Source organism: Streptomyces sp. NPDC024698, from assembly GCF_055559015.1.
This window is the reverse complement of the sequence record NZ_JBVHLK010000007.1, coordinates 329704-354253: the sequence shown is the minus strand read 5'-3', so window position 1 is coordinate 354253 and position 24550 is coordinate 329704. Positions and strand designations below refer to the sequence as shown.

Sequence of the window (24550 nt, the reverse complement as noted above, 5' to 3'; positions counted from 1 at the left end):
CTCATTGTGCCGTACCCGCCCGGCCGCCCACCGTTCGGTGGACATAAGAAGGTACGCAAGGCCGCCCCGGAACGCTCGGTTCGGGGGGAGGCTCGTGCGCATGACGACACAGGCGGATCAACTCGCGGTGGACGTACGGGGACTGCGCAAGCAGTACGGCGACGTGACCGCGGTCGACGGCATCGACATCAGCATCCGGCGGGGCGAGGTGTTCGGCCTGCTCGGGCCGAACGGCGCCGGCAAGAGCACCACCGTGGAGATCCTCCAGGGCAATCGCCGGCGGGACGCGGGCGAGGTCTCCGTCCTCGGCTCCGACCCGGCGACGGGCACGCGCGCGTGGCGTTCACGTGTCGGAATCGTCTGGCAGGACGAATCCGCGCCCGCCGAGTTGACGGTGGGCGAACGGTGAGGCATTTCTCCCGTTATTACCCAAATCCCCGGGATCCCGGGGAAGTCATCGGCCTGGTCGGCCTCCAGGAGAAGGAGGGCAGCAGGATCAAGTCCCTCTCCGGCGGCCAGCGGCGGCGGCTCGACGTGGCCCTCGGAGTGATCGGCGGACCCGAGCTGCTGCTCCTGGACGAGCCGACCACGGGCTTCGACCCGGCGGCACGACGCCAGTTCTGGGACCTGATCCGCAAGCTGGCCGACGAGGGCACGACCATCCTCCTGACCACGCACTACCTGGAGGAGGCGGAGGCCCTCGCGGACCGGCTCGCGGTCGTCGCGCGGGGCCGGATCGTCGCCGAAGGCGAACCCGCCGCACTGCGCGAGCGGTTCGGCACCGAGGCCACGGTCGAGTGGACGGAGGCCGACGGCAGCCCGCGCAGCGAACGCACGGACACCCCCACGAGAACCGTCGCCGGGCTCGTCCACCGCTTCGACGGGGAGATCCCGGGGCTTCGGGTGAGCCGTCCCACCCTGGAGGACGTCTATCTGCGACTGACCGGCCTGGAGGACGCGCGATGACCACGACCGGTGTACGACAGGAGACGAAGCGGGCGTCCGGACGGCTGCCAGGCGCCTGGGCACTGGGGCTGAGCCGTGGCGCCCTGGAGCTCAGGCAGTTCTTCCGCCAGCGCGACCAGGTGGTGTTCACCTTCGCCTTCCCGGTCGTCTTCCTGTTCCTGTTCGCGTCGATCTTCAGCAACGACGTGAAGGGCGCGGGCATCACCGCCTCGCAGCTGTACGTCCCGGCGATGATGGCCGCGGGCATCATGTCGACCAGCTTCCAGTCCCTCGGCATCTCGATCGCGATCGAGCGGGACGAGAAGGTGCTGCGCCGGCTGCGCGGCACACCGATGCCGCCGGCCGCGTACTTCCTCGGCAAGATATGGCTGGTCCTGGTGACCGGCGCCCTGGAGACGGCGATCCTGCTCACCGCCGGGACCACGCTCTACGGCGTCGACCTGCCCTCGGATCCCGGCAGATGGGCGGACTTCGGCTGGATCTTCGTCCTGGGCCTGACGGCCTGCGCGCTGCTCGGCATCGCGGTCAGCTCGGTCCCGAAGTCCGGCAAGAGCGCCACCTCGGTGGTCGTCCTGCCCTTCCTCGTCCTCCAGTTCATCTCCGGCGTCTACATCTCCGTCGACACCATCCCGGACTGGATGCTGAACATCGGCGCGCTCTTCCCCCTCAAGTGGATGTGCCAGGGGCTGCGGGGGGTGTTCCTGCCCGACTCCGCGAAGGTCCTGGAGCAGACGGGCGACTGGGAGTTCGGGCGGATCGCGCTCGTGCTCGGGGCGTGGTGCCTCGGAGGACTGCTGCTGTGTCTGGTGACCTTCCGGTGGAAGAACCGGCGCGACGGCTGATCACTCCGGCCGCCCGCGCCCGGCTCCGGTACCGGACAGCTCAAGCACGCGCCGCCACGGTGCCGGACCGGACAGGTCCGGCACCGGGCGCGGCCGCCTCGGTGGGGGCGTGCCCACCGGGGCGGGGCCGGGTCGAGCGCGTCAGCCCAGGCGCGAGCGCAGTTCGGCCACGATCTCGCCGGTGCCGACCGCCGTCTGCTCCCCGGACTCCATGTCCTTGAGCTGCACGACGCCCTCGGCGAGATCGCGCTCGCCTGCGACGACCGTGAAGCGGGCGCCGCTGCGGTTCGCGTTCTTCATCGCGCCCTTGAGGCCCTTGGCACCGTAGGAGAAGTCGGCGGCGACACCCGCCCTGCGCAGTTCGGTGACCACGCCGAAGAGCAGCCGGCGGGCCTCCTCTCCGAGCGGCACCGCGAACACACTGGTGGCCGCGGGGAGTTCGAGCTCCACGCCCTCCGCCTCCAGCGCGAGAACCGTACGGTCGACGCCCAGGGCCCAGCCGACGGACGGCAGCGCGGGGCCGCCGATCATCTCGGACAGCCCGTCGTAACGGCCGCCGCCGCCGACGGCGGACTGGGAGCCGAGACCGTCGTGCACGAACTCGAAGGTCGTCCGCGTGTAGTAGTCCAGACCGCGCACCAGCTTCGGGTCGTCCTCGAAGGAGACGCCCGCCGCCGTGATCAGGTCGCGCACCTCCTCGTGGTACGCCTTGCACGCGTCGCAGAGGTAGTCGCGCAGCAGCGGGGCCCCGCCCAGCTGCTTCTGGACGTCCTCGCGCTTGTCGTCGAGCACGCGCAGCGGGTTGATCTCCGCGCGCCGCAGCGTCTCCTCGTCGAGGTCCAGGCCGCGCAGGAAGTCCTGGAGCGCGGCCCGGTAGACGGGACGGCACTCCTGGTCGCCCAGGCTGTTCAGCAGGATGCGGAAGTTCCGCAGGCCCAGCGAGCGGTACGCCTGGTCGGCCAGGATGATCAGCTCGGCGTCGAGCGCCGGGTCCTCGGCTCCGATCGCCTCGGCGCCAACCTGGGAGAAGTGGCGGTAACGGCCCTTCTGGGGACGCTCGTAGCGGTAGTACGAGCCCGAGTACCAGAGCTTGACGGGCAGGTTGCCCGACTTGTGCAGATTGGCCTCCAGAGCCGCGCGCAGCACGGAGGCGGTTCCCTCGGGACGCAGGGCGAGCCTGTCGCCGCCCTTGGTCTCGAAGGCGTACATCTCCTTGGTCACGATGTCGGTGGACTCGCCGACACCGCGCGCGAACAGCTCGACGTTCTCGAAGCCGGGCGTCTCGATGTAGCCGTAGCCGGAGTTGCGCAGCGGGGCCGCGATGGCCTCGCGGACCGCGAGGTACTTGGCGCTGTCCGGCGGAATGAGGTCGTACGTGCCCTTGGGGGCCCTGAAGGTGCTCACGGAAGTCTTGTCACATTCCTCGTCGAGGAGCGGAGGTCGGGTCCGCTCCCAGGCCGGCGGCCACCTGCCGCAGATACGGGTTGGTGGCACGCTCCTGGCCGATGGTCGTCTGGGGGCCGTGGCCGGACAGCACCACGGTCGAGTCGTCGAGCGGCAGGCACACCCGGCCCAGCGAGTCGAGCATCTCGTCCATGTCGCCGCCCGGCAGGTCGGTGCGTCCGATGGAGCCGGCGAAGAGCAGGTCCCCGGAGAAGAAGACGGACGGGATGTCCGCGCTCTCGGGCATCCTGAACGTCACCGACCCCTTCGTATGGCCCGGGGCGTGCGCGACGGAGAGGCCGAGGCCCGCCAGCTCCAGTTCCGCGCCGTCGGTCAGGGTCCGCACGTCGTCGGGCTCCCCCACGGTCAGTTCGCCCATCAGCGGCATTCCGATGGACCGGCCGAGCGCCTTCTCGGGGTCGCTCATCATGTAGCGGTCCGCCGGGTGGATCCAGGCCGGTACGTCGTTGGCTCCGCACACCGGGACGACCGAGGCGACGTGGTCGATGTGGCCATGGGTGAGAATGACCGCGACGGGCTTGAGCCGATGCTTCTTGAGTGCGTCCTCGACTCCCTGAGCGGCCTGATGGCCCGGGTCGATGATCACGCACTCCTCACCGGCGGCGGGGGCGACCAGGTAACAGTTGGTCCCCCAGGCCCCGGCGGGGAACCCGGCAATGAGCACGATCGTCCTTCGTGGTGGCGTACGCGCTGGAGTCGTACGGGGCGGTTGGCTGTGGATCAGAGCCTACCGGCGCTGCCGATTCCTCAGCGAACCCATATACGGTACGGGGCACACGCAAGCGGTCGGCTCACGCGACGCTCGCGTCCCACTCGCCGTACGAGACGCACGAGGAGAAACCCGGTGGTCAGCCAGGAACAGCGGCGGCGTCAGCTCGCCCGGGAGAAGTTCTTGCGACAGCAGCAGCGCCGCACATCCGCTCGACGAAGGAACCAGACCCGCAACGCGGTGATCGCGGCGGTCGTCGGCGTGGTCGTCGCGGGCGGTGCGACGGCATACGCGACCGGGCTCTTCAAGAGCGACGACAAGAAGACGAACGCGGGGGCCGAGGCGACGCCCAGCGCGACACCGAGCGCGGCGCCGACGAGCAAGGCTCCCGATCCGTGCGCGAAGCCCGCCACGGGTGCGGTGAAGTCGCTCACATGGAAGACCGAGCCGGCGCTCACCATCGACAAGTCCGCCGCCTACACCATGAAGATGGCGACGACCTGCGGTGACATCGACATCGCGCTCAAGGCGTCGGCCGCCCCGCACACGGTGAACTCGTTCGACTTCCTCGCCGGCAAGGGCTTCTTCGACCACACCAAGTGCCACCGGCTCACCACCAACGGCATCTACGTCCTTCAGTGCGGCGACCCGACGGCCAAGGGCAACGGCGGTCCGGGGTACACGATCCCGGACGAGAACCTGAAGGACGCGTCGCTGAAGAACGACACGTACCCGGCGGGCACGATCGCCATGGCCAACACCGGCCAGAAGCACACCGGCGGCAGCCAGTTCTTCCTGGTGTACGCGGACAGTAAGCTCCCGCCCAGCTACACACCGTTCGGAACTATTTCCCCGTCCGGTCTGACGGTCCTGAAGAAGATCGCGGCCGCCGGTGAGAGTACGGGTCAGGGCGATGGCGCGCCGAACGCGACCGTCGTGATCAACAAGCTGACCGTGACGAAATCCTGACCGTCAGCTGCTGAATTTCGGTCGCGCGGGATGCGGACAGCCGCCCCGCCGGTCGCCTATGTTGGCCGTGACGAAACTGTGGACGATGCCAGGGGGCGCGGAAGCCCCCCGCAGGCATCATGTGGAGGAGGCGCTGTGAGCAGCGACCCGTGGGGCCGCGTCGATGAGACGGGGACCGTGTACGTGCGTACGGCCGACGGCGAGCAGGTCGTCGGCTCCTGGCAGGCCGGCACGCCTGATGAGGCGTTGGCCTACTTCGAGCGCAAGTACGAAGGCCTGGTTGTCGAGATCGGCCTCCTCGAAAAGCGGGTGAAGACCACCGATCTGTCGGCGAAGGACGCCCAGGTCGCCATCGATCACATCCGCGATCAGGTGGTCGCCCACCACGCGGTCGGCGATCTGGACGCGTTGAGGGTACGGCTGGACAAGCTGGTGGAGACCGTCGACGCGCGCCGCGAGGAACGCAAGGTCCAGCGGGCCAAGCAGTCCGACGAGGCGCGGCACGCCAAGGAGGCGCTGGTCGTCGAGGCCGAGGAGCTGGCGCAGAGCGACCAGTGGCGGGCGGCCGGTGAGCGGCTGCGCGCGCTGGTGGACACGTGGAAGGGGCTGCCGCGACTCGACCGCAAGTCGGACGACGAGCTGTGGCACCGCTTCTCGCACGCCCGCTCGGCGTTCTCCAAGCGGCGCAAGGCGCACTTCGCCTCGCTGGACGCGCAGCGCGAGGAGGCCCGCAAGACCAAGGAGAAACTGGTCACCGAGGCCGAGGCGCTGTCCGGCTCGTCGGACTGGGGTCCGACGGCGGCCCGCTACCGCGAGCTGATGGCGGACTGGAAGGCCGCGGGCCGTGCCCAGCGCGAGCACGAGGACGATCTGTGGAACCGCTTCCGCGGCGCCCAGGACGTGTTCTTCGCGGCGCGCAGCGGGGTCTTCGCCGAGCGCGACGCGGAGCAGACGGAGAACCTGAAGCTCAAGGAGGAGCTGGCCGAGGAGGCCGAGAAGCTCGTCCCGGTGCAGGATCTGAAGGCGGCCCGTGCGGCCTTCCGTTCCCTGAACGAGCGTTGGGAGGCCATCGGCCACGTGCCGCGCGACGCCCGCCCGAAGGTCGAGGGCCGGATGCACGCGGTGGAGCGGGCTCTCCAGGAGTCGGAGGAGACCGAGTGGCGCCGGACGAACCCGGAGGCACGCGCGCGTGCCGAGGGTCTGACCGGTCAGCTCCAGGCCGCCGTCGACAAGCTCCAGGGCCAGATCGAGGCCGCGCGTTCGGCCGGCAACACCGCGAAGGCCGACAAGCTCCAGCGGGAGCTGGACGGCCGTCAGGCGCTGCTGGACCAGGCGCTGAAGGGTCTTCAGGAGTTCGGCGGCTGAGTTCGGCCGGACACGCGTGAAGGGGCCCCCGTACACACCGTACGGGGGCCCCTTCACGCGTGTCCGCCGTCCGCCCGGCGGGTGACCGGGCGGACGGGGGCGGGTGTCAGGCCTCGGACGGTCTGCGGGCCGAGGTCACGCGGTAGACGTCGTAGACGCCCTCGACGCCCCGGACGGCCTTCAGGACGTGCCCCAGGTGCTTGGGGTCGCCCATCTCGAAGGTGAACCGGGAGGTGGCGACCCGGTCGCGGGAGGTCTGGACGGCCGCGGACAGGATGTTGACGTGCTGGTCGGACAGGACGCGGGTGACGTCCGACAGCAGCCGGGACCGGTCCAGCGCCTCGACCTGTATGGCGACCAGGAAGACCGAGGACTGGGTGGGGGCCCACTCGACCTCCAGGATGCGTTCGGGCTCACGCGAGAGCGAGTCGACGTTGACGCAGTCGCTGCGGTGGACCGAGACACCGCTTCCGCGGGTGACGAATCCGATGATCGGGTCGCCCGGGACCGGCGTGCAGCAGCGGGCGAGCTTGACCCACACGTCGTCGACGCCCTTGACGACCACACCGGGATCGTTGTTGCTGCGCCGCTTGCGGCCGCGGCCGCGCGCCGGGGGTACGGACTCGTCGATCTCCTCGGTGGCCGCCTCCTCGCCGCCGAGCGCCTGCACGAGCTTCTGCACGACGCTCTGGGCCGTGACATGGCCCTCGCCGATCGCCGCGTACAGGGACGAGATGTCGGGGTAGCGCATCTCGTGCGCGAGGGTGACGAGCGAGTCCCCGGTGAGGATCCGCTGGATCGGCAGGTTCTGCTTGCGCATCGCGCGCGCGATGGCGTCCTTGCCGTGTTCGATCGCCTCGTCGCGGCGTTCCTTGGAGAACCAGGCGCGGATCTTGTTGCGGGCGCGCGGCGACTTCACGAAGCCGAGCCAGTCGCGGGAGGGGCCCGCGCCGGCCGCCTTGGAGGTGAAGACCTCGACCAGGTCGCCGTTGTCCAGGGTGGACTCCAGCGGCACCAGGCGTCCGTTGACCCGTGCTCCTATCGTCCGGTGGCCGACCTCCGTGTGGACCGCGTACGCGAAGTCCACCGGCGTCGCGCCGGCCGGGAGCGCTATCACGTCGCCCTTGGGCGTGAAGACGAAGACCTCGTTGCGCGACAGGTCGAAGCGCAGGGACTCCAGGAACTCGCTGGGGTCCTCGGTCTCCTTCTGCCAGTCGAGCAGCTGGCGCAGCCACGCCATGTCGTTGACGGTGTCCTGGCCCGCGCTGCCCTTGGCCGCCCGGGGCACGTCGGTGCGGATCTTGGAGGAACCGGCGACGGTCTCCTGCTTGTACTTCCAGTGCGCGGCGATGCCGTACTCGGCACGGCGGTGCATGTCGAACGTACGGATCTGGAGTTCGACGGGCTTGCCGTTGGGGCCGATGACCGTCGTGTGCAGCGACTGGTACATGTTGAACTTCGGCATCGCGATGTAGTCCTTGAACCGGCCGGGGACCGGGTTCCATCGCGCGTGCACGGTGCCGAGTGCCGCGTAGCAGTCGCGGACGGTGTCCACGAGGACGCGGATGCCCACCAGGTCGTAGATCTCCGCGAAGTCACGGCCGCGGACGATCATCTTCTGGTAGACGCTGTAGTAGTGCTTCGGGCGGCCGGTGACCGTCGCCTTGATACGGGCCGCGCGCAGGTCGGACTGGACCTCGTCGGTCACTATGGCGAGGTACTCGTCGCGCTTGGGGGCGCGCTCGGCGACCAGGCGCACGATCTCGTCGTACATCTTGGGGTAGAGGATCGCGAAGGCGAGGTCCTCCAGCTCCCACTTGATGGTGTTCATGCCCAGGCGGTGGGCGAGCGGCGCGTAGATCTCCAGGGTCTCGCGCGCCTTCTTCTCCTGCTTCTCGCGCTTGAGATAGCGCATGGTGCGCATGTTGTGCAGGCGGTCGGCGAGCTTGATGACCAGGACGCGGGGGTCCTTGGCCATGGCGACGACCATCTTGCGCACGGTCTCGGCCTGGGCGGCCTCGCCGAACTTGACCTTGTCCAGCTTGGTGACGCCGTCGACCAGCAGGGCGACCGAGTCGCCGAAGTCACGGCGCAGCTGGTCCAGGCCGTACTCGGTGTCCTCGACCGTGTCGTGCAGCAGGCCGGCCATGAGCGTCGCCGGGTCCATGCCCAGCTCGGCGAGGATGGTGGTGACGGCGAGCGGGTGCGTGATGTACGGGTCGCCGCTCTTGCGCTTCTGGCCGCGGTGCCAGCGCTCGGCGACCTGGTAGGCCTGCTCGATCTGCCGGAGCGTCGACGTCTCGATCTTGGGGTCGTTGCTGCGCACTATCCGCAGCAGCGGTTCGAGCACCGGGTTGTACGGGTTCGAGCGCTGGACGCCGAGACGGGCCAGGCGGGCCCGGACGCGGTTGGAGGAGCCGCCGGAGCGGGCGGGCTGGGAGGCCGCGGGGCGGACCGGCGGGGTGTGCGCGGGGCGCTCGGGCGGGGTGTCCGCGGCGCTCTCGGGCGGGGCCGGCTTGGGACGTGAGCCCTCGGCCGCCGTGCCGTCGGACGCGGACTGGGCGTGCTCGACCGGCCCGCTCGCTACCTTCCGTGCGGGCTTCTCCACGGCGCCCGAGGCGGACTCGGGCTGGGTGGAGGCGGTTCGCTCCAGGCGTTCCGCGCTGGGGGCGAATGGCTGGGCCTCGTCTGGCAAGAGGGCTCCTCGTGCGCGATCCGGGTCCCCCGGTCAGGCTCCGGAAACCCCATGGTAGCGATCCTTCGCGCCGGACTCGCTGTCGGCCGCCGCGGGCGGCCTCGTACACACAGAACGCCGGAGGCGGGCGCCGGATTCCTCCGGGCCCGCCTCCACGGTGTCCTACGGGTGCCTCAGGCCTTTCGGGGGCCTGTCCGGGAACAGACTCCCAGGTGGCGTGCGCGCGGTCCTCAGACCGTCAGGAGCGCCTCCAGAGGAGCCCCCGCCAGGGCCGGCTCCAGACGGCCGCGGCCGCCCAGGAAGCCGAGCTCCATCAGCACGGCGACGCCCGCGACCTCGGCGCCCGCCCTGCGGATGAGCTGGAGCGAGGCCTCGGCGGTGCCGCCGGTGGCGAGGACGTCGTCGACGACCAGCACGCGGTCGGCCGCGCCGAGGTCCTCGGCGTGCACCTCGATCTCGGCGGAGCCGTACTCCAGGTCGTACGCCTGCGACAGGGTCGCTCCGGGGAGCTTGCCCGCCTTGCGCACGGGGATGAAGCCGATCCCGGCGTGGACGGCGACCGGGGCTCCGAGGATGAAGCCGCGGGCCTCCAGACCGACGATCTTGGTGGCTCCGTTGGCCACCGCGATCTCCGCCAGGGCGCCGGTCAGGGCGGCGAACGCGGCCGGGTCGGCCAGGAGCGGGGTGATGTCCTTGAACATCACGCCCGGCTCCGGGTAGTCGGCCACGTCACGGATACGGCTGGTCAGCAGTTCCTCGATGCCGGTCATCGGCGCTTCCCCGAGGGACGGCCACGGCCACGGGCCCGGGACGCGGGCTGGTTGCGGGGGCCGACGACCGCGGGAGTGACGTCGTCCTCGTCGTCCTCGTACGAGGGCTCGGCGGCGCGCGGCTCCAGGGACTCGCCTGTGGCGGCCGCCTGGGCCCGCTTGGCGAGGACCCGCTTGCGCAGGGCCTTCATCTGCGGCTCGCGCTCCTTGAGGTCGGCGACGAGCGGCGTGGCGATGAAGATCGAGGAGTACGCGCCGGCCGCGAGGCCGACGAACAGCGACAGCGAGATGTCGTTGAGCACACCGGCGCCGAGCACGCCACCACCGATGAACAGCAGGCCGGCGACCGGCAGCAGCGCGACCACCGTGGTGTTGATGGAACGCACCAGGGTGCTGTTGATCGAGCGGTCGGCGACGTCGCTGTAGGTCCAGCGGGTCTGCTTCGTGATGTCCTTCGTCTGCTCCTTGAGGCTGTCGAAGACGACGACCGTGTCGTAGAGCGAGTAACCGAGGATCGTGAGCAGACCGATCACGGTGCCCGGGGTGACCTCGAAGCCGACCAGGGCGTAGATGCCGACCGTGATGGTGATGTCGTGGATCAGTGCGACCAGGGCCGCGATGGCCATGCGCCACTCGAAGGCGATGGCCAGGTAGATCACGACGAGGACCATGAAGATCGCCAGGCCCTCCCAGGCCTTGTTGGCGATCTGGTCACCCCAGCTGGGGCCGACCAGGTCGGCGTTGATGTCGTCGGCCTTGACGTTCAGGTCCGTGGCGAGCTTGTTCTTGATCGCGTCGGACTTGTCCGTGTCGATGCCGGCGATCTGGATGCGCAGGCTGCCGTTGCCGAGCTTCTGGACGACCGCTTCGTGGCCGGAGGCCTCGTGCGCGTACGTCTCCGCCTGGGTCACCGAGACGCTGGACTTGCCGGTCGTGAAGACGGCTCCGCCCTGGAACTCGATGCCCATGTTCAGGCCCCGCACCGTCAGGCCGAGGATGGCCGTGATGGTGATCAGGATCGAGATGCCGTACCAGATCTTGCGCTTGCCGACGAAGTCGTAGCCGATCTCGCCGCGGTGGAGCCGGGCGCCGAGGGTGCCGAGTTTCGACATCTCACGCCTCCTTCGTGTCGACGGGGGCGGACGCGCGACGGGTGCGGCGCAGCGGCGGCTTGGCGCCCAGTCGCTTCGGGTCGAGGCCGGACCACTTGTGTCCCTCGGCGAAGAACTTCCTGCGGGCGAGGAGGGTCATCAGGGGCTTGGTGAAGAGGAACACGACGACGACGTCGAGCACGGTGGTCAGACCGAGGGTGAACGCGAAGCCCTGGACCTTGCCGACGGTGACGATGAAGAGCACCGCGGCGGCGAGGAACGACACGAAGTCGGAGACCAGGATCGTGCGCCGGGCACGCGGCCAGGCACGCTCGACGGCGGGCCGCAGGGTGCGGCCCTCACGGATCTCGTCACGGATGCGTTCGAAGAACACGATGAACGAGTCCGCGGTGATACCGATCGCGACGATCGCGCCGCAGACGGCCGGCAGGTTCAGCGCGAAGCCGATGGCCGGACCGAGCAGCGCCATGAGCACGTAGGTGAGGATCGCCGAGACGCCGAGGGAGGCGATGGCGATGACCGACAGGCCCCGGTAGTAGATCACCAGGTAGAGGACGACCAGCGCGAGGCCGATGGCGCCCGCGATCAGTCCGGCGTGCAGCTGCTCGCCCCCGAGCGCGGCGGTCACCGTGGTGACGCTGGACTCCTTGAAGCTGAGCGGCAGGGCGCCGTACTTCAGCATGTTGGCCAGGTCCTGCGCCTCGGTCTGGGTGAAGCTGCCGGAGATCTCCGCGTTGCCGCTCAGCGACTCGGTCACGCGCGGGTCGGAGACGACCTGACCGTCGAGGACGATCGCGAACTGGTTCTGCGGCGGCTGGTTCTGCGCGAGCTTGCCGGTGATGGAGGCGAACTTCTTGGAGCCACCGGAGGTGAACTCCATGGTGACCTTCCAGCCCGCGGCGCTCTGCGTGTCGAAGACCGCGCCGGCCTGCTTGATGTCCGTGCCGGACACCTCGGCCGCGCCGAGCACGTACTTCTGCCACTGACCCGAGGAGTCCTTGGCCTGGCCGCAGGCCACCGTCGGCTCGGTCGGCTTGGCGCCGGAACCGGCCGTGGCACGGGCCGCCTTGTCGGAGCAGTCGAGCGCGGCGTACTGGGCCTGGAGCTTGGCGGTCGCGGGGTCCACGCTGGCGCTCGCGGACGGCGAGGCGCTGGAGGAGGGCGAGGACGAGGAGCTGGGGGTGCTGCTCGCGGACGGCGAGGAGCCCGCCTTCAGGGCGTCGGTGACCGGGCGGCCCTGGGTGGTGGCGGAGGCCGACGGCGTCGCGGACGGAGAGGACGAGGTCGCCTTGTCCTTCGACGTGCTGCCGGAGGCGCTCGGCGTCGGGGTGGCCGTCGCGGTGCCGCCGGAGGCCCCGGTGGCCAGCACGGGGCGGAAGTAGAGCTTGGCGGTGGTGCCGACCTGCTTGCGGGCCTGCTCCGAGTTCGTGCCCTTGGGGATGTTGACAATGATGTTGTCGGATCCCTGGGTCTGAACCTCGGCCTCGGAGACACCGAGACCGTTGACACGGCGGTTCATGATGTCGACCGCGGTGTCCATGTTGGTCTTGTTGATCGCGTTGGGCTGGCCCGGCTCGTTCTTCGCCGTGAGCGTGATGCTCGTGCCGCCGGCGAGGTCGATGCCGAGACGCGGCGTGGGGTGCCCGGTCGCGAACATGCCTCCGGTGAGCGCCGCGATGGCGATCAGGATCAGGGCCAGCGAGCGCCCCGGCCTGCTCTGGGCGCTCGCGCTCCGGCCCTTCTTCGGTGCTGCCACCTTCTCGTACTCCCTCTCGGGCCGCCCCTGCGCCGGGTGAGCGCGGAACGGCCATGCCATGGTGTCGGGACCTCGTGCGAGAACAGCACGCCCCGGGAGTGGCGAGGCGCGAGCGGATCGCGCCGCGCTCCCGGATCGTGACTACTTCGCGTCGGCCCCGCCGTCGGTCTTCTTCGGCTCCGCCGCGTCGACGGCGGACTCGTCGGCCTTCGCCTCGACGACCTCGTCGGCCGCCGTGTCCTGCGCGTCCTTCTTGCCGAGGTCGAGGGGCTTGTCGTCGGAGGCGTCGGAAGAGGCGTCGGCGGCGGGCTCGTCGGTCTCGGTGAGGGAGGAGGCGTCGTCCGGCACGACGGAGCCGTCGGCCTTCAGGTCGTGCTCGATGCCGTGGACGATGCGGTTGTACTCGTCGTCTGTGAGGACGGCGCCGATCGCGTTCTTCGCGAAGAGCAGTTCGACACCCGGGGCCGCGTCGAGGAGGACCGTGTCGTCGTTGACCTCCTTGACGGTGGCGTACATACCGCCGATCGTGCGCACGCCGGAGCCCGGCTGGAGCTCGTTGCGCATCGAAGCCGCCTGCTGCTGCTTCTTCTTGGCCGACCGGGTCATCAGGAACATGGCCCCGATGAGCACGATGAACGGGAGGAGGGTCAGAGGACTCACGGGTCGGGACTTCCTTCTTCAACCGCAAAGGTGAGCGGCCTGCTGGATGGGGGTATGTATGCCGTCGACATGGGCGGCATCGGCGGAGTCTAAGCGAGTCCGCACTCAGGGAACAACGCTCAGCATGGCACCGGGGTTCCTGCCCCGGTCCGTACGCACGCCGTCACGCCCCGAACAGGTCCTCTTGTCCGTTTCCGCCGGTTGACCGGCGGGGAGGCGTGAGGCCGAGATGCGCCCATGCCGCGGGTGTCGCCACCCGGCCACGGGGAGTGCGGGCGAGGAGCCCCTCCCGTACGAGAAAGGGCTCGGCTACTTCCTCCACCGTCTCACGCTCCTCCCCCACGGCGACAGCGAGTGTGGACAATCCGACAGGACCGCCGCCGAAGAGCTTGATCAGGGCTTCGAGGACTCCGCGGTCGAGACGGTCGAGACCGCGCGCGTCGACCTCGTAGACCTTCAGTGCCGCCGCGGCGATCTCCCGGGTGATGACTCCGTCCGCTCTGACCTGTGCGTAGTCGCGCACGCGGCGCAGCAGGCGGTTGGCGATGCGGGGCGTGCCGCGGGAGCGGCCGGCGATCTCCGCGGCGCCCTGGGAGCCGATCTCGACGTCCAGGAGGCCGGCGGAGCGGTGGACGACACGCTCCAGTTCGGCGGGCTCGTAGAACTCCATGTGGGCGGTGAAGCCGAAGCGGTCGCGCAGCGGCGGGGGCAGGAGTCCCGCGCGCGTGGTGGCGCCGACCAGGGTGAACGGGGGCAGTTCCAGCGGGATGGCGGTGGCACCCGGGCCCTTGCCGACGATGACGTCGACGCGGAAGTCCTCCATCGCCATGTAGAGCATCTCCTCGGCGGGCCGGGACATGCGGTGGATCTCGTCGAGGAAGAGGACCTCGCCCTCCTGGAGGGAGGAGAGGATCGCGGCGAGGTCTCCGGCGTGCTGGATGGCGGGGCCGCTGGTGATCCGGATCGGGGCGCCCATCTCCGCCGCGATGATCATGGAGAGGGTGGTCTTGCCGAGGCCGGGGGCGCCGGAGAGCAGTACGTGGTCGGCGGTGGCCCCTCGCGCGCGGGCGGCCCGCAGGACCAGGTCGAGCTGTTCACGGACCTTCTCCTGGCCGATGAATTCGTCCAGGTCCTTGGGGCGCAGCGCGGCCTCGACGGCCTGGTCCTCGCCGTCGGCGACCGGTCCCACCAGCCGTTCCGCGGCGGGGCCGACGAGCCGCTCCTGCGCGGCGTCGTCTGTCGTGTCGTCCCAGTTCATCGGTGGTGCCTCGCGGTCTCGTGGTGGTGGGGCGGTCGGCGTTCCGGCGGGCGCCGGCCGCACCGGGGCAGGTCCCCGGCCCGGGGGCCGGGGACCTTCAGCGTGCTCGGTTCAGGGTCTGGAGGGCCGCCCTGAGGAGCTGGCCGACCTGCGGGGTTCCCCCGGCCGCCTCGGCCTGCGGGGCGACGGCGGCGACCGCCTCGTCCGCCTCGCGGGTCGCGTATCCGAGGCCGACGAGCGCCGCGTGCAGCTGGTCGCGCCAGCTCGCGGTGACCGCCGCGCCGATGGCGGGGCCGCCGGGACCGAGCGGCTCGCCGAGCCGGTCCTTGAGTTCGAGCAGCAGCTTCTGGGCGCCCTTCTTGCCGATGCCGGGGACGGCGATGAGGGCCTTCTCGTCATCGGTGGCCACGGCGCGGCGCAGGGCGTCGGGGGTGTGCACGGCGAGCATCGCCTGGGCGAGGCGCGGGCCGACCCCGCTCGCGGTCTGGAGGAGCTCGAAGACCTGGCGCTCGTCGTCGTCGGCGAAGCCGTAGAGGGTGAGCGAGTCCTCGCGGACGACGAGGGAGGTGGCGAGTTTCGCCTGTTGTCCCTTGCGGAGCCCGGCGAGCGTGCCCGGGGTGCACTGGACGGCGATGCCGATGCCGCCGACCTCGACGACCGCGGAGTCGGGGGCGAGGGCGGCGACCGGGCCGCTGACGAAGGCGATCATGCGGTACGGCCTTTCGATGCCGGGCGCGAGGCATGGGCGGCCGCGGCCTGCTGGAGTCTGTTCTGGGCGACGGCGCGGTCGGGCCCGATCCGCGCCGCGGCCTGCTGGAGTCTGTTCTGGGCGGGGGCACGCCAGATGTGGCAGATGGCGAGCGCGAGGGCGTCCGCCGCGTCGGCGGGCTTCGGCGGCTCGGCGAGCCGGAGCAGCCGGGTGACCATGGCGCCGACCTGGGCCTTGTCCGCGCGTCCGCTGCCGGTGACGGCGGCCTTGACCTCGCTCGGGGTGTGCAGGGCGACGGGGATGCCGCGCCGGGCCGCGCAGAGCATGGCCACCGCGCTGGCCTGGGCCGTGCCCATCACGGTCCGGACGTTGTGCTGGCTGAACACCCGCTCCACGGCGACGTATTCGGGTTCGTACTCGTCGAGCCACTGCTCGATGCCCTGCTCGACGGCGACCAGGCGCAGGCCCAGTTCGCCGTCCGCGGGGGTGCGGACGACTCCGACTCCGCGCATGGTCAGGGGCCGCCCGGCGACTCCTTCGACCACCCCGACACCGCACCGGGTCAGCCCGGGGTCGACACCCAGCACCCGCACCCGGGCCTCCTTCGATCTCGCCGCTCACGGCCGGGGGTCTCCCCGGTTCGTGCAGGCTATCGGGTGCCACTGACAGAGCGACGGGCCGACGGGTGTGTCCCGTCGGCCCGTCGCTCCGGGCAAGCCCTCGGATCAGGCGTCGACCTTCTCCATGACCTCGTCGCTGACGTCGAAGTTGGCGAAGACGTTCTGCACGTCGTCGCTGTCCTCCAGGGCGTCGATCAGCTTGAAGATCTTCCGGGCGCCGTCCTCGTCGAGCTCGACCTGCATGGTCGGGACGAAGTTGGCGTCGGCGGAGTCGTAGTCGATGCCGGCGCCCTGGAGCGCGGTGCGCACCGCGACCAGGTCGGTGGCCTCGGAGAGGACCTCGAAGCTCTCGCCGAGGTCGTTGACCTCCTCGGCGCCCGCGTCGAGCACGGCGTCCAGGACGTCGTCCTCGCTCAGCTCACCCTTGGGGACGACGATGACGCCCTTGCGGTTGAAGAGGTACGACACGGAGCCGGGGTCGGCCATGCTGCCGCCGTTGCGGGTCATGGCGACACGCACGTCGGAGGCGGCGCGGTTGCGGTTGTCGGTGAGGCACTCGATGAGTACCGCGACACCGTTCGGGCCGTAGCCCTCGTACATGATCGTCTCGTAGTCGGCGCCACCGGCTTCGAGACCGGCGCCGCGCTTGACGGCGGAGTCGATGTTCTTGTTCGGGACCGAGCTCTTCTTCGCCTTCTGGATGGCGTCGAACAGCGTCGGGTTGCCGGACACATCGGCGCCACCGGTGCGGGCCGCGACCTCGATGTTCTTGATCATCTTCGCGAAGAGCTTGCCGCGCTTGGCGTCGATCACGGCCTTCTTGTGCTTCGTCGTAGCCCATTTAGAGTGGCCGGACATCTGCCTGTCTCCTTCGCGTAACCCAACCTGTACGGACTCCCCCAGGCGTCGAGAACCCGGGGAGACCCCACAGATCCTACAAGGACGCCGGTGTCCGGTTCGCGCGCACCATGTCGACGAACAGAGCGTGCATGCGGTGGTCGCCGGTCAGCTCCGGGTGGAACGAGGTGGCGAGCGCGTTTCCCTGGCGCACCGCGACGATGTGGCCGCCGTGCTCGGCGAGCACCTCGGTCTCCGCGCCCACGGACTCGACCCAGGGGGCCCGGATGAAGACGCCCTCCACGGGAGCGCCCTCGACACCCTCGACGTCGACCGCCGCCTCGAAGGACTCGTTCTGCCGTCCGAAGGCGTTGCGGCGCACGATCATGTCGATGCCGCCGATCGTCTCCTGGCCCGAGCGCGGGTCGAGGATCTTGTCGGCGATCATGATCATGCCCGCGCAGGTGCCGTAGACGGGCAGGCCCTCGCGGACCCGCGCGCGCAGCGGCTCCATCACTCCGAAGAGGACCGCCAGCTTGGAGATGGTGGTGGACTCGCCGCCCGGTATGACCAGACCGTCGATCTCCGCGAGCTCCTCGGGCCGCCGCACCGGCCTGGCCACGGCGTCCGCCGCGGCCAGGGCGATGAGGTGTTCCCGTACGTCGCCCTGGAGAGCCAGGACGCCAATGACAGGAGTGCTCATGCGACTACCAGCCGCGGTTGGCGTAGCGCTCGGTCTCGGGGAGGGTGTCGCAGTTGATGCCGACCATGGCCTCGCCGAGGTTGCGGGACGCGTCCGCGATGATCTTCGGGTCGTCGTAGAAGGTGGTGGCCTTCACGATGGCGGCGGCGCGCTTGGCCGGGTCGCCGGACTTGAAGATGCCGGAGCCGACGAAGACGCCCTCGGCACCGAGCTGGCGCATGAGCGCGGCGTCGGCGGGGGTGGCGACACCACCGGCGGAGAACAGCACGACCGGCAGCTTGCCGAGCTCGGCGACCTCCTTGACGAGCTCGTACGGGGCACGCAGGTCCTTGGCGGCGGCGTACAGCTCGTTGTTGTCGAAGCCGCGCAGGCGGGCGATCTCGTTCTTGATCTGGCGCAGGTGACGGACGGCCTCGACGACGTTGCCGGTGCCGGCCTCGCCCTTGGAGCGGATCATGGCCGCGCCCTCGGCGATACGGCGCAGGGCCTCGCCCAGGTTGGTGGCACCACAGACGAAGGGCGTGGTGAACGCGAACTTGTCGGAGTGGTTGACCTCGTCGGCCGGGGTGAGGACCTCGGACTCGTCGATGTAGTCGACACCGAGGGACTGGAGGACCTGGGCCTCGACGAAGTGACCGATGCGGGACTTGGCCATCACGGGGATGGAGACCGCCTCGATGATCTCCTCGATCATGTTCGGGTCCGACATCCGGGCGACGCCGCCGTCCTTGCGGATGTCGGCGGGGACCCGCTCCAGGGCCATGACGGCAACGGCGCCTGCGTCCTCGGCGATCTTCGCCTGCTCGGCGTTGACCACGTCCATGATCACGCCGCCCTTGAGCTGCTCGGCCATGCCGCGCTTGACGCGGGCGGTACCGATCGCGGTGTTCTCGGCGGAGTTGGAGAGGGTGCTGGACACGGGTTGACCTCGCTCGGGGAAGAGGATTTGTGCAGCTCCGAGGAAACGCGAAGTGACCAGTCCACTGCAAGGGCCAATGGGGAGGCGGTGGCTCGTTTTCGGTCCGGCCCGCCGGTGCGCGTCAGTTCGTCGGGCGGTCGGCCAGGGCCACGGGGGGCTCGTCGTCCATCTCGAAGGCCATGGGGAAGGGGGCGTGGCCCGCGAGGCGGAACCAGCGGACCTTGCGGTGCCGGCGCAGGGCGCGGGCGGCGCGTACGGCGTCGTTGTGGAAGCGCCGTGCCATCGGTACCCGGCGCACGGCCTGGGCCAGCTCACCGGCCGCCTCCTCGCCGCCGGGCGCCTCCCGTACCGCCTCGACCTGCTGGGTCTCCCCGAACACCGCCCGCAGGGCCTGGCTCAGGTCGCTCTCGGCCACCTCGCGCTGTTCCTCCTCGGCCTGCCGGGCCGCGTGCGCCGCTTCGTAGAGGACGATCGAGGCGGCCGGGTCGAGCACTCCGGAGGTGGCCAGTTCCTGCGCGACGGAGGCCCGGCGCAGCAGTTGCGCGTCGAGGGCGGCGCGGGCGGCGTCGATACGGGAGTGCAGCCGGTCGAGACGGCCGGCGGTCCAGCTCAGGTAGAGGCCGATCGCGACGAGGCCGACGAGGATCCAGATGAGGGTTGCGGTCACGGGCGGCAAGGCTACCGGTGCGCGTCACCGGCCCGCCGGGGCCCGCGCACCGGGCCCGCGACTCGGCACCACACCGGCCGGCCGGACACCGGACCGTCGTGTTCCGGCCGTTCTTCACGCACCGGACAGCGTCACCGGGCAAGGCCGCCCCGGCGGGACCCGTGCCGGCTCGCGGCGCGGACCCCGGGGAGCGTCAGCCGCCGGTGTCCCCTGAGGGTCAGTCGCGGGCCAGGCCGAAGCGGGCCCTGAGGCCCGTGCGTTCGTCCGTGGCCACCGCGGCGGCGCCGTCCGTCACCGTCTCGTACACGGACAGGATGTCCGCGCCGACCGTCGACCAGTCGAAGCGCCGCACGTGCTCGCTCCCCCGCACGCGCAGCGCGGCCCGGCGCTCCGGGTCGGCGAGCAGCCGCAGCGCGGCGGCGGCCAGGTCGGCGGCGTCCTCGTTGGCGAACAGCTCACCCGCGGAGCCCTGGTCGAGGACCTGGGCGAAGGCGTCGAGGTCCGCCGCGAGCACGGGCGCCCCGGCGGACATCGCCTCGACCAGGATGATCCCGAAGCTCTCGCCGCCGGTGTTGGGCGCGACGTACAGGTCGACGCTGCGCAGCAGCCGGGCCTTGTCCTCGTCGCTGACCATGCCGAGGAACTCGACGCGCGAGCGCATCTCGGCGGGCAGCGACTCCACGGCCTCCTTCTCGTCGCCACGCCCGGCGACCAGCAGCCGCGTCTGCGGGCGCTCGGCCAGGATCGCGGGCAGGGCCCGCATGAGCACCGGCAGGCCCTTGCGGGGCTCGTCGATGCGGCCGATGAAGCCGATGGTGTCGCCCTGCCACTCGGGCTTGGGCTTGGCGCGGGCGAAGAAGTCGACGTCGACGCCGTTCGGGATGACGACCGCGTCCCCGCCGAGGTGCTCGACCAGGGTGCGCCGGGCGTACTCGCTCACGGCGATCCGCGCGCTGATCTTCTCCAGGGCGGCCTGGAGGATGGAGTACGCGGCGACCATCGCCCGGGAGCGCGGGTTCGAGGTGTGGAAGGTCGCGACGATCGGGCCCTGTGCCGCCCAGCAGGTGAGCAGGCCGAGCGAGGGCGAGGACGGCTCGTGGATGTGGACCACGTCGAAGGTGCCGTCGTGCAGCCAGCGCCGTACCCGGGCCGCCGACAGGAAGCCGAAGTTCAGCCGCGCCACCGAGCCGTTGTACGGGACCGGGACCGCGCGGCCCGCCGAGACGACGTACGGCGGCAGGGGGGTGTCGTCGTCCGCGGGGGCGAGGACGGACACCTCGTGCCCCAGGCGGATGAGGTGTTCGGCCAGGTCGCGGATGTGGAACTGGACGCCGCCCGGAACGTCCCACGAGTACGGGCAGACGATGCCGATCCTCACGAGGCCCTCTTCTCGGGGTCCTGTGTGCCGGACCCCTCACGGGGAGCCTTCCCGGCGTCGAGGTCCTTGAGCCACAATCGCTGCAACATGTGCCAGTCCTCCGGGTGCTCGGCGATGCCGTCGGCGAAGGCGTCGGCCAGCGCCTGTGTCATGACGGACGTCTTCTCGGCACGACTGCCCGACTCCGGGACCTCGACGGGCGGATGGACCTGACCGCGCATCACGGGCGAGTCGTCGTACCAGAGCGTCACGGGCAGGAGGAGGGCACCGGTCTGCTGGGCGAGCAGGGCCGGGCCCGCGGGCATCCGGGTCGTCTCGCCGAAGAACTCGACCTCGACGCCCGAGGCGGACAGGTCCCGTTCCGCGACCAGACAGATCAGCCCGCCGTCGCGCAGACGCCGGGCCAGCGTGCCGAACGCGGCACCACCGCTGTGCGGCAGGACCTCCATGCCGAGGCCCTCGCGATAGGCGACGAAACGGTCGTACAGCGACTCCGGCTTGAGGCGCTCGGCGACGGTCGTGAACGGCGTCCTCAGGCCGGTGGTGACCCAGGCGCCCGCGAGATCCCAGTTCGCCATGTGCGGCAGCGCCAGGATGACGCCCCGGTCGGAGGCGATGCCGTCGGTCAGGCGGTGGACGTCCTTGACCTCGAAGCCGCCCGCGACCCGCTCCTCGCTCCACGCGGGAAGCCGGAACGACTCCATCCAGTAGCGCAGGTACGAGCGCATGCCGGCGCGGGAGAGTTCCGCGAGCCGCTCCGGTGTCGCGTCCGGCACCACGCGCGCGTAGTTGCTCTCCAGACGCAGGACCCCCTTGCCGCGCCGCTTCCAGGCGAGGTCGGCGATCGTGCGGCCGAGGCCCACGACGACCGGCTCGGGGAGCTTCTTGACGACGCTCCAGCCCGCGGCGTAGGCGCCGTCGACCAGCCTGTCGCTCAGGCTGGTCACGAGGTGGCCTCGCTGCTCCGGGCGGCGACCTCGGCGTCCGCCTCGGCGGCCTCCCGGCGCACGGTGACGACCCGCTGGATCAGCGTGACGAGGCTGCCGACGGCGACGATCCACAGCGCGATGGGCAGCAGCACCTGGATGCCGGGCACACCGAACGTGTGCAGACCCGCGAGACCGGCCGCGACCAGCGAGATCACCAGACGCTCGGCGCGCTCGACGAGACCGTTGACCGCGACCGGCAGCCCGATCGACTCGCCTCGGGCCTTGGTGTACGACACCACCTGGCCGCTGGCGAGACAGAAGATCGAGACGGCGCACAGGACGTTGTCGTCGCCGTTGCCCGCGTACCAGAGTGCGAAGCCGCCGAAGATCGCGCCGTCGGCGACCCGGTCGAGCGTGGAGTCCAGGAAGGCGCCCCAGCGGCTGGAGCGGCCGAGCTGGCGCGCCATGTTCCCGTCGACCAGGTCGGAGAACACGAACAGCGTGATGACGATCGTTCCCCAGAAGAACTCTCCCCGGGGGAAGAAGACCAGCGCCCCGGCCATGACTCCGGCCGTGCCCAGGAGGGTGACCGTGTCGGGGCTCACCCCCCGGCGGACGAGAAACGCGGCGAACGGTGTGAGGACACGCGTGAAGAATGCACGCGCGTACTTGTTCAGCATGGCCTTCCCGAGGGTCGGTGTCGCCGGGCGGCCCCTGCTGGCCGTCGGCTGGCCCATCGTAGCCACGCGTGCGCTTGTGCGATGGCCGGGCACCCGCACCCCGTGTCACGACCGGGTGCCGCCGGCCTCCCGGCGCGATCGCGTCCCCTGTATGGACGCACAGTGACGCGAGTGCAAAGCTCGAAGAACCGCGGGCGTCACCGGTGCCGCCACCGAACGCGGCCTCGGCATGTCCCGCGCCCACAGAGACCTCACCGTGCACGGGAGGCAAGGCCATGGGCGACAAGGCGAACACACACCCCGGAGCCGCCGGCAGGGCTACGGCGGCCGACCACCCCGCATCCGTACGGAATGTGGTGCTGGTCGGCCACAGCGGATCGGGCAAGACGACGTTGGTGGAGGCTCTCGCGCTGACGGCGGGAGCGGTGAACCGGGCGGGCCGCGTGGAGGACGGCGGCACCGTCTCGGACTACGACGAGATCGAGCACCGGCAGCAGCGGTCGGTGCAGCTCTCCCTGGTGCCCGTCGACTGGGACGGGTTCAAGATCAACCTTCTCGACACCCCCGGATACGCCGACTTCGTCGGTGAACTGAGGGCCGGTCTGCGGGCGGCGGACGCGGCCCTCTTCGTCGTCTCGGCCTCGGACGGGGTGGACGGCACGACCCGGATGCTGTGGGAGGAGTGCGCGGCCGTCGGCATGCCCCGGGCGATCGTGGTCACCCACCTCGAATCGGCCCGGTCGGACTTCGAGGGGATGACCGCGACCTGCGCGCAGGCGTTCGGCGGGGACGACCCCGACGCCGTACTGCCGCTCTACCTGCCGCTGCACGGGGCCGCGGCGCCGGACGGGCACGCGCCCGTGACCGGCCTGATCGGACTGCTCACCCGGCAGGTGTTCGACTACTCGTCCGGGGAGCGCAAGGAGGCGGATCCTGGCCCCGAGCAGGAACAGCTCATCGAGGCGGCCCGCAACCGGCTGATCGAGGGGATCATCGCCGAGAGCGAGGACGAGACCCTCATGGACCGCTATCTCGGCGGCGAGGAGATCGACCTCAAGACACTCGTGCAGGACCTCGAACGGGCCGTGGCCCGCGGGAGCTTCTTCCCCGTGCTGGCCGCCGCGCCCGCCGCCGAGGGGGCCCGCCAGGGGCTCGGCACGCTGGAACTCCTCGAACTGATCACGGGCGGCTTCCCGACCCCGCTGGAGCGCCCGGCGCCCGCCGTGACCACACCGGACGGCGCGCCGCGCGAGGTGAAGGCCTGCGACCCCGGGGGGCCGCTGGTCGCGGAGGTCGTGAAGACCGCGTCCGACCCGTACGTGGGCCGGGTCTCCCTGGTCCGGGTCTTCTCCGGGACCCTGCGCCCCGACGCGACGGTGCACGTCTCCGGGCACGGGCTGACCGACCGCGGGCACGAGGACCACGACGTCGACGAGCGGATCGGTGCCCTGTCCGCGCCGTTCGGCAAACAGCAGCGCGCCCTCACGCACTGCATCGCGGGCGACCTGGCCAGTGTGGCGAAGCTGAACCGCGCCGAGACGGGGGACACCCTCTCGGCCAAGGACGACCCGCTGCTCATGGAGCCCTGGCAGATGCCCGACCCGCTGCTCCCGCTCGCCATCGAGGCACACAGCAAGGCGGACGAGGACAAGCTCTCCCAGGGGCTCGGCCGGCTCGTGGCCGAGGACCCCACGATGCGTCTGGAGCAGAATCCGAACACCCATCAGGTCGTCCTGTGGTGCCTGGGCGAGGCGCACGCGGACGTCGCCCTGGAGCGGCTGCGCAGCCGGTACGGCGTGCAGGTCGACGTGGTCCCGCACAAGGTCTCCCTGCGCGAGACGTTCGCCGGCCCGTCCGCCGGACGCGGCCGCCATGTCAAACAGTCGGGCGGACACGGCCAGTTCGCGATCTGCGAGATCGAGGTCGAACCGCTGCCGAACGGCTCGGGCATCGAGTTCGTCGACAAGGTCGTCGGCGGCGCCGTGCCCCGGCAGTTCATCCCCTCGGTCGAGAAGGGCGTGCGCGCCCAGGCGGCCAAGGGCGTCGTCGCCGGCTATCCGCTCATCGACGTACGGGTCACGCTGACGGACGGCAAGGCGCACTCGGTCGACTCCTCCGACGCCGCGTTCCAGACGGCGGGCGCGCTCGCGCTGCGCGAGGCGGCCCGCGAGGCCACCATCCATCTCCTGGAGCCGGTGGCGGAGGTGACGGTCCTGGTCGGCGACGACTACGTGGGGCCGGTGATGAGCGATCTGTCGGGACGACGCGGCCGGGTCGTCGGCACCGAGCAGGCACCCGGCGGGCGCACGCTCGTACGCGCCGAGGTACCGGAGATCGAGATCGGCCGGTACGCCGTCGACCTGCGGTCCGTCTCGCACGGCACCGCGCGCTTCGACCGGTCCTACGCGCGGCACGAACCCATGCCGCAGCACATCGCCGAACGGCTCCGCGAACAGGACCCGGGTACCTGAGGGCCGGGCCGCTCCCGGCACTTCGGCCGGGTGTTTCATCCGTCGGTGGGCGGCTTCGGCCGTCCGCCGAC

The 24550-nt window shown here is 70.8% G+C and carries 21 protein-coding genes and 1 pseudogene; 5 read left to right on the top strand and 17 right to left on the bottom strand.

Features of this window, described 5'->3' with window-relative positions; translation table 11 throughout:
• The first annotated feature begins 100 nt into the window (after positions 1 to 100).
• Positions 101 to 966: pseudogene (locus ACZ4AA_RS19625) on the top strand (ABC transporter ATP-binding protein).
• Positions 963 to 1808 (top strand): ABC transporter permease, encoded by an 846-nt coding sequence (locus ACZ4AA_RS19620; protein WP_467603262.1) that lies wholly within the window; start codon positions 963 to 965, stop codon positions 1806 to 1808. The pseudogene ACZ4AA_RS19625 and the gene ACZ4AA_RS19620 overlap by 4 nt, the downstream one beginning before the upstream one ends.
• Positions 1809 to 1949: 141 nt before the next feature.
• Here the strand turns inward: ACZ4AA_RS19620 and hisS are convergent, their stop codons facing one another.
• Together hisS and ACZ4AA_RS19610 are read right to left on the bottom strand one after the other, a co-directional pair.
• On the bottom strand, positions 1950 to 3212 hold the full coding sequence (hisS, locus tag ACZ4AA_RS19615; protein ID WP_467603259.1) for a histidine--tRNA ligase: 1263 nt from the start codon (positions 3210 to 3212) through the stop codon (positions 1950 to 1952).
• Between the two features lie 10 nt (positions 3213 to 3222).
• Positions 3223 to 3936, bottom strand: a complete 714-nt coding sequence (locus ACZ4AA_RS19610; RefSeq protein ID WP_467603256.1) for an MBL fold metallo-hydrolase — start codon at positions 3934 to 3936, stop codon at positions 3223 to 3225.
• A gap of 180 nt (positions 3937 to 4116) precedes the next feature.
• On the opposite strand from ACZ4AA_RS19610, the gene ACZ4AA_RS19605 reads away from it, so the two are divergent.
• Together ACZ4AA_RS19605 and ACZ4AA_RS19600 are read left to right on the top strand one after the other, a co-directional pair.
• Positions 4117 to 4950: a peptidylprolyl isomerase gene (locus tag ACZ4AA_RS19605; protein ID WP_467603254.1), complete on the top strand. Its 834-nt coding sequence runs from the start codon at positions 4117 to 4119 to the stop codon at positions 4948 to 4950.
• Between the two features lie 135 nt (positions 4951 to 5085).
• Complete coding sequence (locus ACZ4AA_RS19600; protein ID WP_467603250.1) at positions 5086 to 6315, top strand: DUF349 domain-containing protein; 1230 nt, start codon at positions 5086 to 5088, stop codon at positions 6313 to 6315.
• A gap of 106 nt (positions 6316 to 6421) precedes the next feature.
• Here ACZ4AA_RS19600 and ACZ4AA_RS19595 read toward each other — a convergent pair whose 3' ends face one another.
• From ACZ4AA_RS19595 to pgsA, 15 genes are all read right to left on the bottom strand, one after another.
• Entirely contained in the window at positions 6422 to 9010 is a 2589-nt protein-coding gene (locus tag ACZ4AA_RS19595; protein ID WP_467603246.1) for a RelA/SpoT family protein, read from the bottom strand.
• 230 nt (positions 9011 to 9240) lie between these two features.
• Positions 9241 to 9780, bottom strand: coding sequence for an adenine phosphoribosyltransferase (locus tag ACZ4AA_RS19590; RefSeq protein WP_467603242.1), 540 nt, complete (start codon positions 9778 to 9780; stop codon positions 9241 to 9243).
• A complete protein-coding gene (secF, locus tag ACZ4AA_RS19585; protein WP_467603239.1) occupies positions 9777 to 10892 on the bottom strand; it encodes a protein translocase subunit SecF in 1116 nt (371 codons plus the stop codon). Before secF ends, ACZ4AA_RS19590 begins: the two co-directional genes overlap by 4 nt.
• Position 10893: 1 nt before the next feature.
• Entirely contained in the window at positions 10894 to 12648 is a 1755-nt protein-coding gene (gene secD / locus ACZ4AA_RS19580; RefSeq protein WP_467603236.1) for a protein translocase subunit SecD, read from the bottom strand.
• A gap of 141 nt (positions 12649 to 12789) precedes the next feature.
• Positions 12790 to 13308: a preprotein translocase subunit YajC gene (gene yajC, locus ACZ4AA_RS19575; protein ID WP_467603234.1), complete on the bottom strand. Its 519-nt coding sequence runs from the start codon at positions 13306 to 13308 to the stop codon at positions 12790 to 12792.
• Positions 13309 to 13471: 163 nt separating this feature from the next.
• Complete coding sequence (gene ruvB, locus ACZ4AA_RS19570; protein ID WP_467603231.1) at positions 13472 to 14566, bottom strand: Holliday junction branch migration DNA helicase RuvB; 1095 nt, start codon at positions 14564 to 14566, stop codon at positions 13472 to 13474.
• A gap of 97 nt (positions 14567 to 14663) precedes the next feature.
• Positions 14664 to 15275 (bottom strand): Holliday junction branch migration protein RuvA, encoded by a 612-nt coding sequence (gene ruvA, locus ACZ4AA_RS19565; RefSeq protein ID WP_467603229.1) that lies wholly within the window; start codon positions 15273 to 15275, stop codon positions 14664 to 14666.
• A complete protein-coding gene (ruvC, locus tag ACZ4AA_RS19560) occupies positions 15272 to 15868 on the bottom strand; it encodes a crossover junction endodeoxyribonuclease RuvC (RefSeq protein ID WP_467603226.1) in 597 nt (198 codons plus the stop codon). The genes ruvA and ruvC overlap by 4 nt, the downstream gene beginning before the upstream one ends.
• Positions 15869 to 16000: 132 nt before the next feature.
• Entirely contained in the window at positions 16001 to 16753 is a 753-nt protein-coding gene (locus tag ACZ4AA_RS19555; protein ID WP_467603224.1) for a YebC/PmpR family DNA-binding transcriptional regulator, read from the bottom strand.
• A gap of 76 nt (positions 16754 to 16829) precedes the next feature.
• On the bottom strand, positions 16830 to 17435 hold the full coding sequence (pdxT, locus tag ACZ4AA_RS19550) for a pyridoxal 5'-phosphate synthase glutaminase subunit PdxT (RefSeq protein ID WP_467603222.1): 606 nt from the start codon (positions 17433 to 17435) through the stop codon (positions 16830 to 16832).
• Between the two features lie 4 nt (positions 17436 to 17439).
• Positions 17440 to 18288, bottom strand: a complete 849-nt coding sequence (pdxS, locus tag ACZ4AA_RS19545; protein WP_245173337.1) for a pyridoxal 5'-phosphate synthase lyase subunit PdxS — start codon at positions 18286 to 18288, stop codon at positions 17440 to 17442.
• A gap of 187 nt (positions 18289 to 18475) precedes the next feature.
• On the bottom strand, positions 18476 to 19021 hold the full coding sequence (locus ACZ4AA_RS19540) for a hypothetical protein (RefSeq protein WP_467603219.1): 546 nt from the start codon (positions 19019 to 19021) through the stop codon (positions 18476 to 18478).
• 217 nt (positions 19022 to 19238) lie between these two features.
• Positions 19239 to 20399 (bottom strand): glycosyltransferase family 4 protein, encoded by a 1161-nt coding sequence (locus tag ACZ4AA_RS19535; protein ID WP_467603215.1) that lies wholly within the window; start codon positions 20397 to 20399, stop codon positions 19239 to 19241.
• Positions 20396 to 21346 (bottom strand): phosphatidylinositol mannoside acyltransferase, encoded by a 951-nt coding sequence (locus tag ACZ4AA_RS19530; RefSeq protein WP_467603212.1) that lies wholly within the window; start codon positions 21344 to 21346, stop codon positions 20396 to 20398. The genes ACZ4AA_RS19535 and ACZ4AA_RS19530 overlap by 4 nt, the downstream gene beginning before the upstream one ends.
• A complete protein-coding gene (gene pgsA, locus ACZ4AA_RS19525; protein ID WP_467603335.1) occupies positions 21343 to 22065 on the bottom strand; it encodes a phosphatidylinositol phosphate synthase in 723 nt (240 codons plus the stop codon). Before pgsA ends, ACZ4AA_RS19530 begins: the two co-directional genes overlap by 4 nt.
• A gap of 218 nt (positions 22066 to 22283) precedes the next feature.
• Between pgsA and ACZ4AA_RS19520 the strand changes: the two genes are divergently transcribed.
• Positions 22284 to 24479, top strand: coding sequence for an elongation factor G-like protein EF-G2 (locus ACZ4AA_RS19520; RefSeq protein WP_467603208.1), 2196 nt, complete (start codon positions 22284 to 22286; stop codon positions 24477 to 24479).
• Positions 24480 to 24550: the final 71 nt, after the last annotated feature.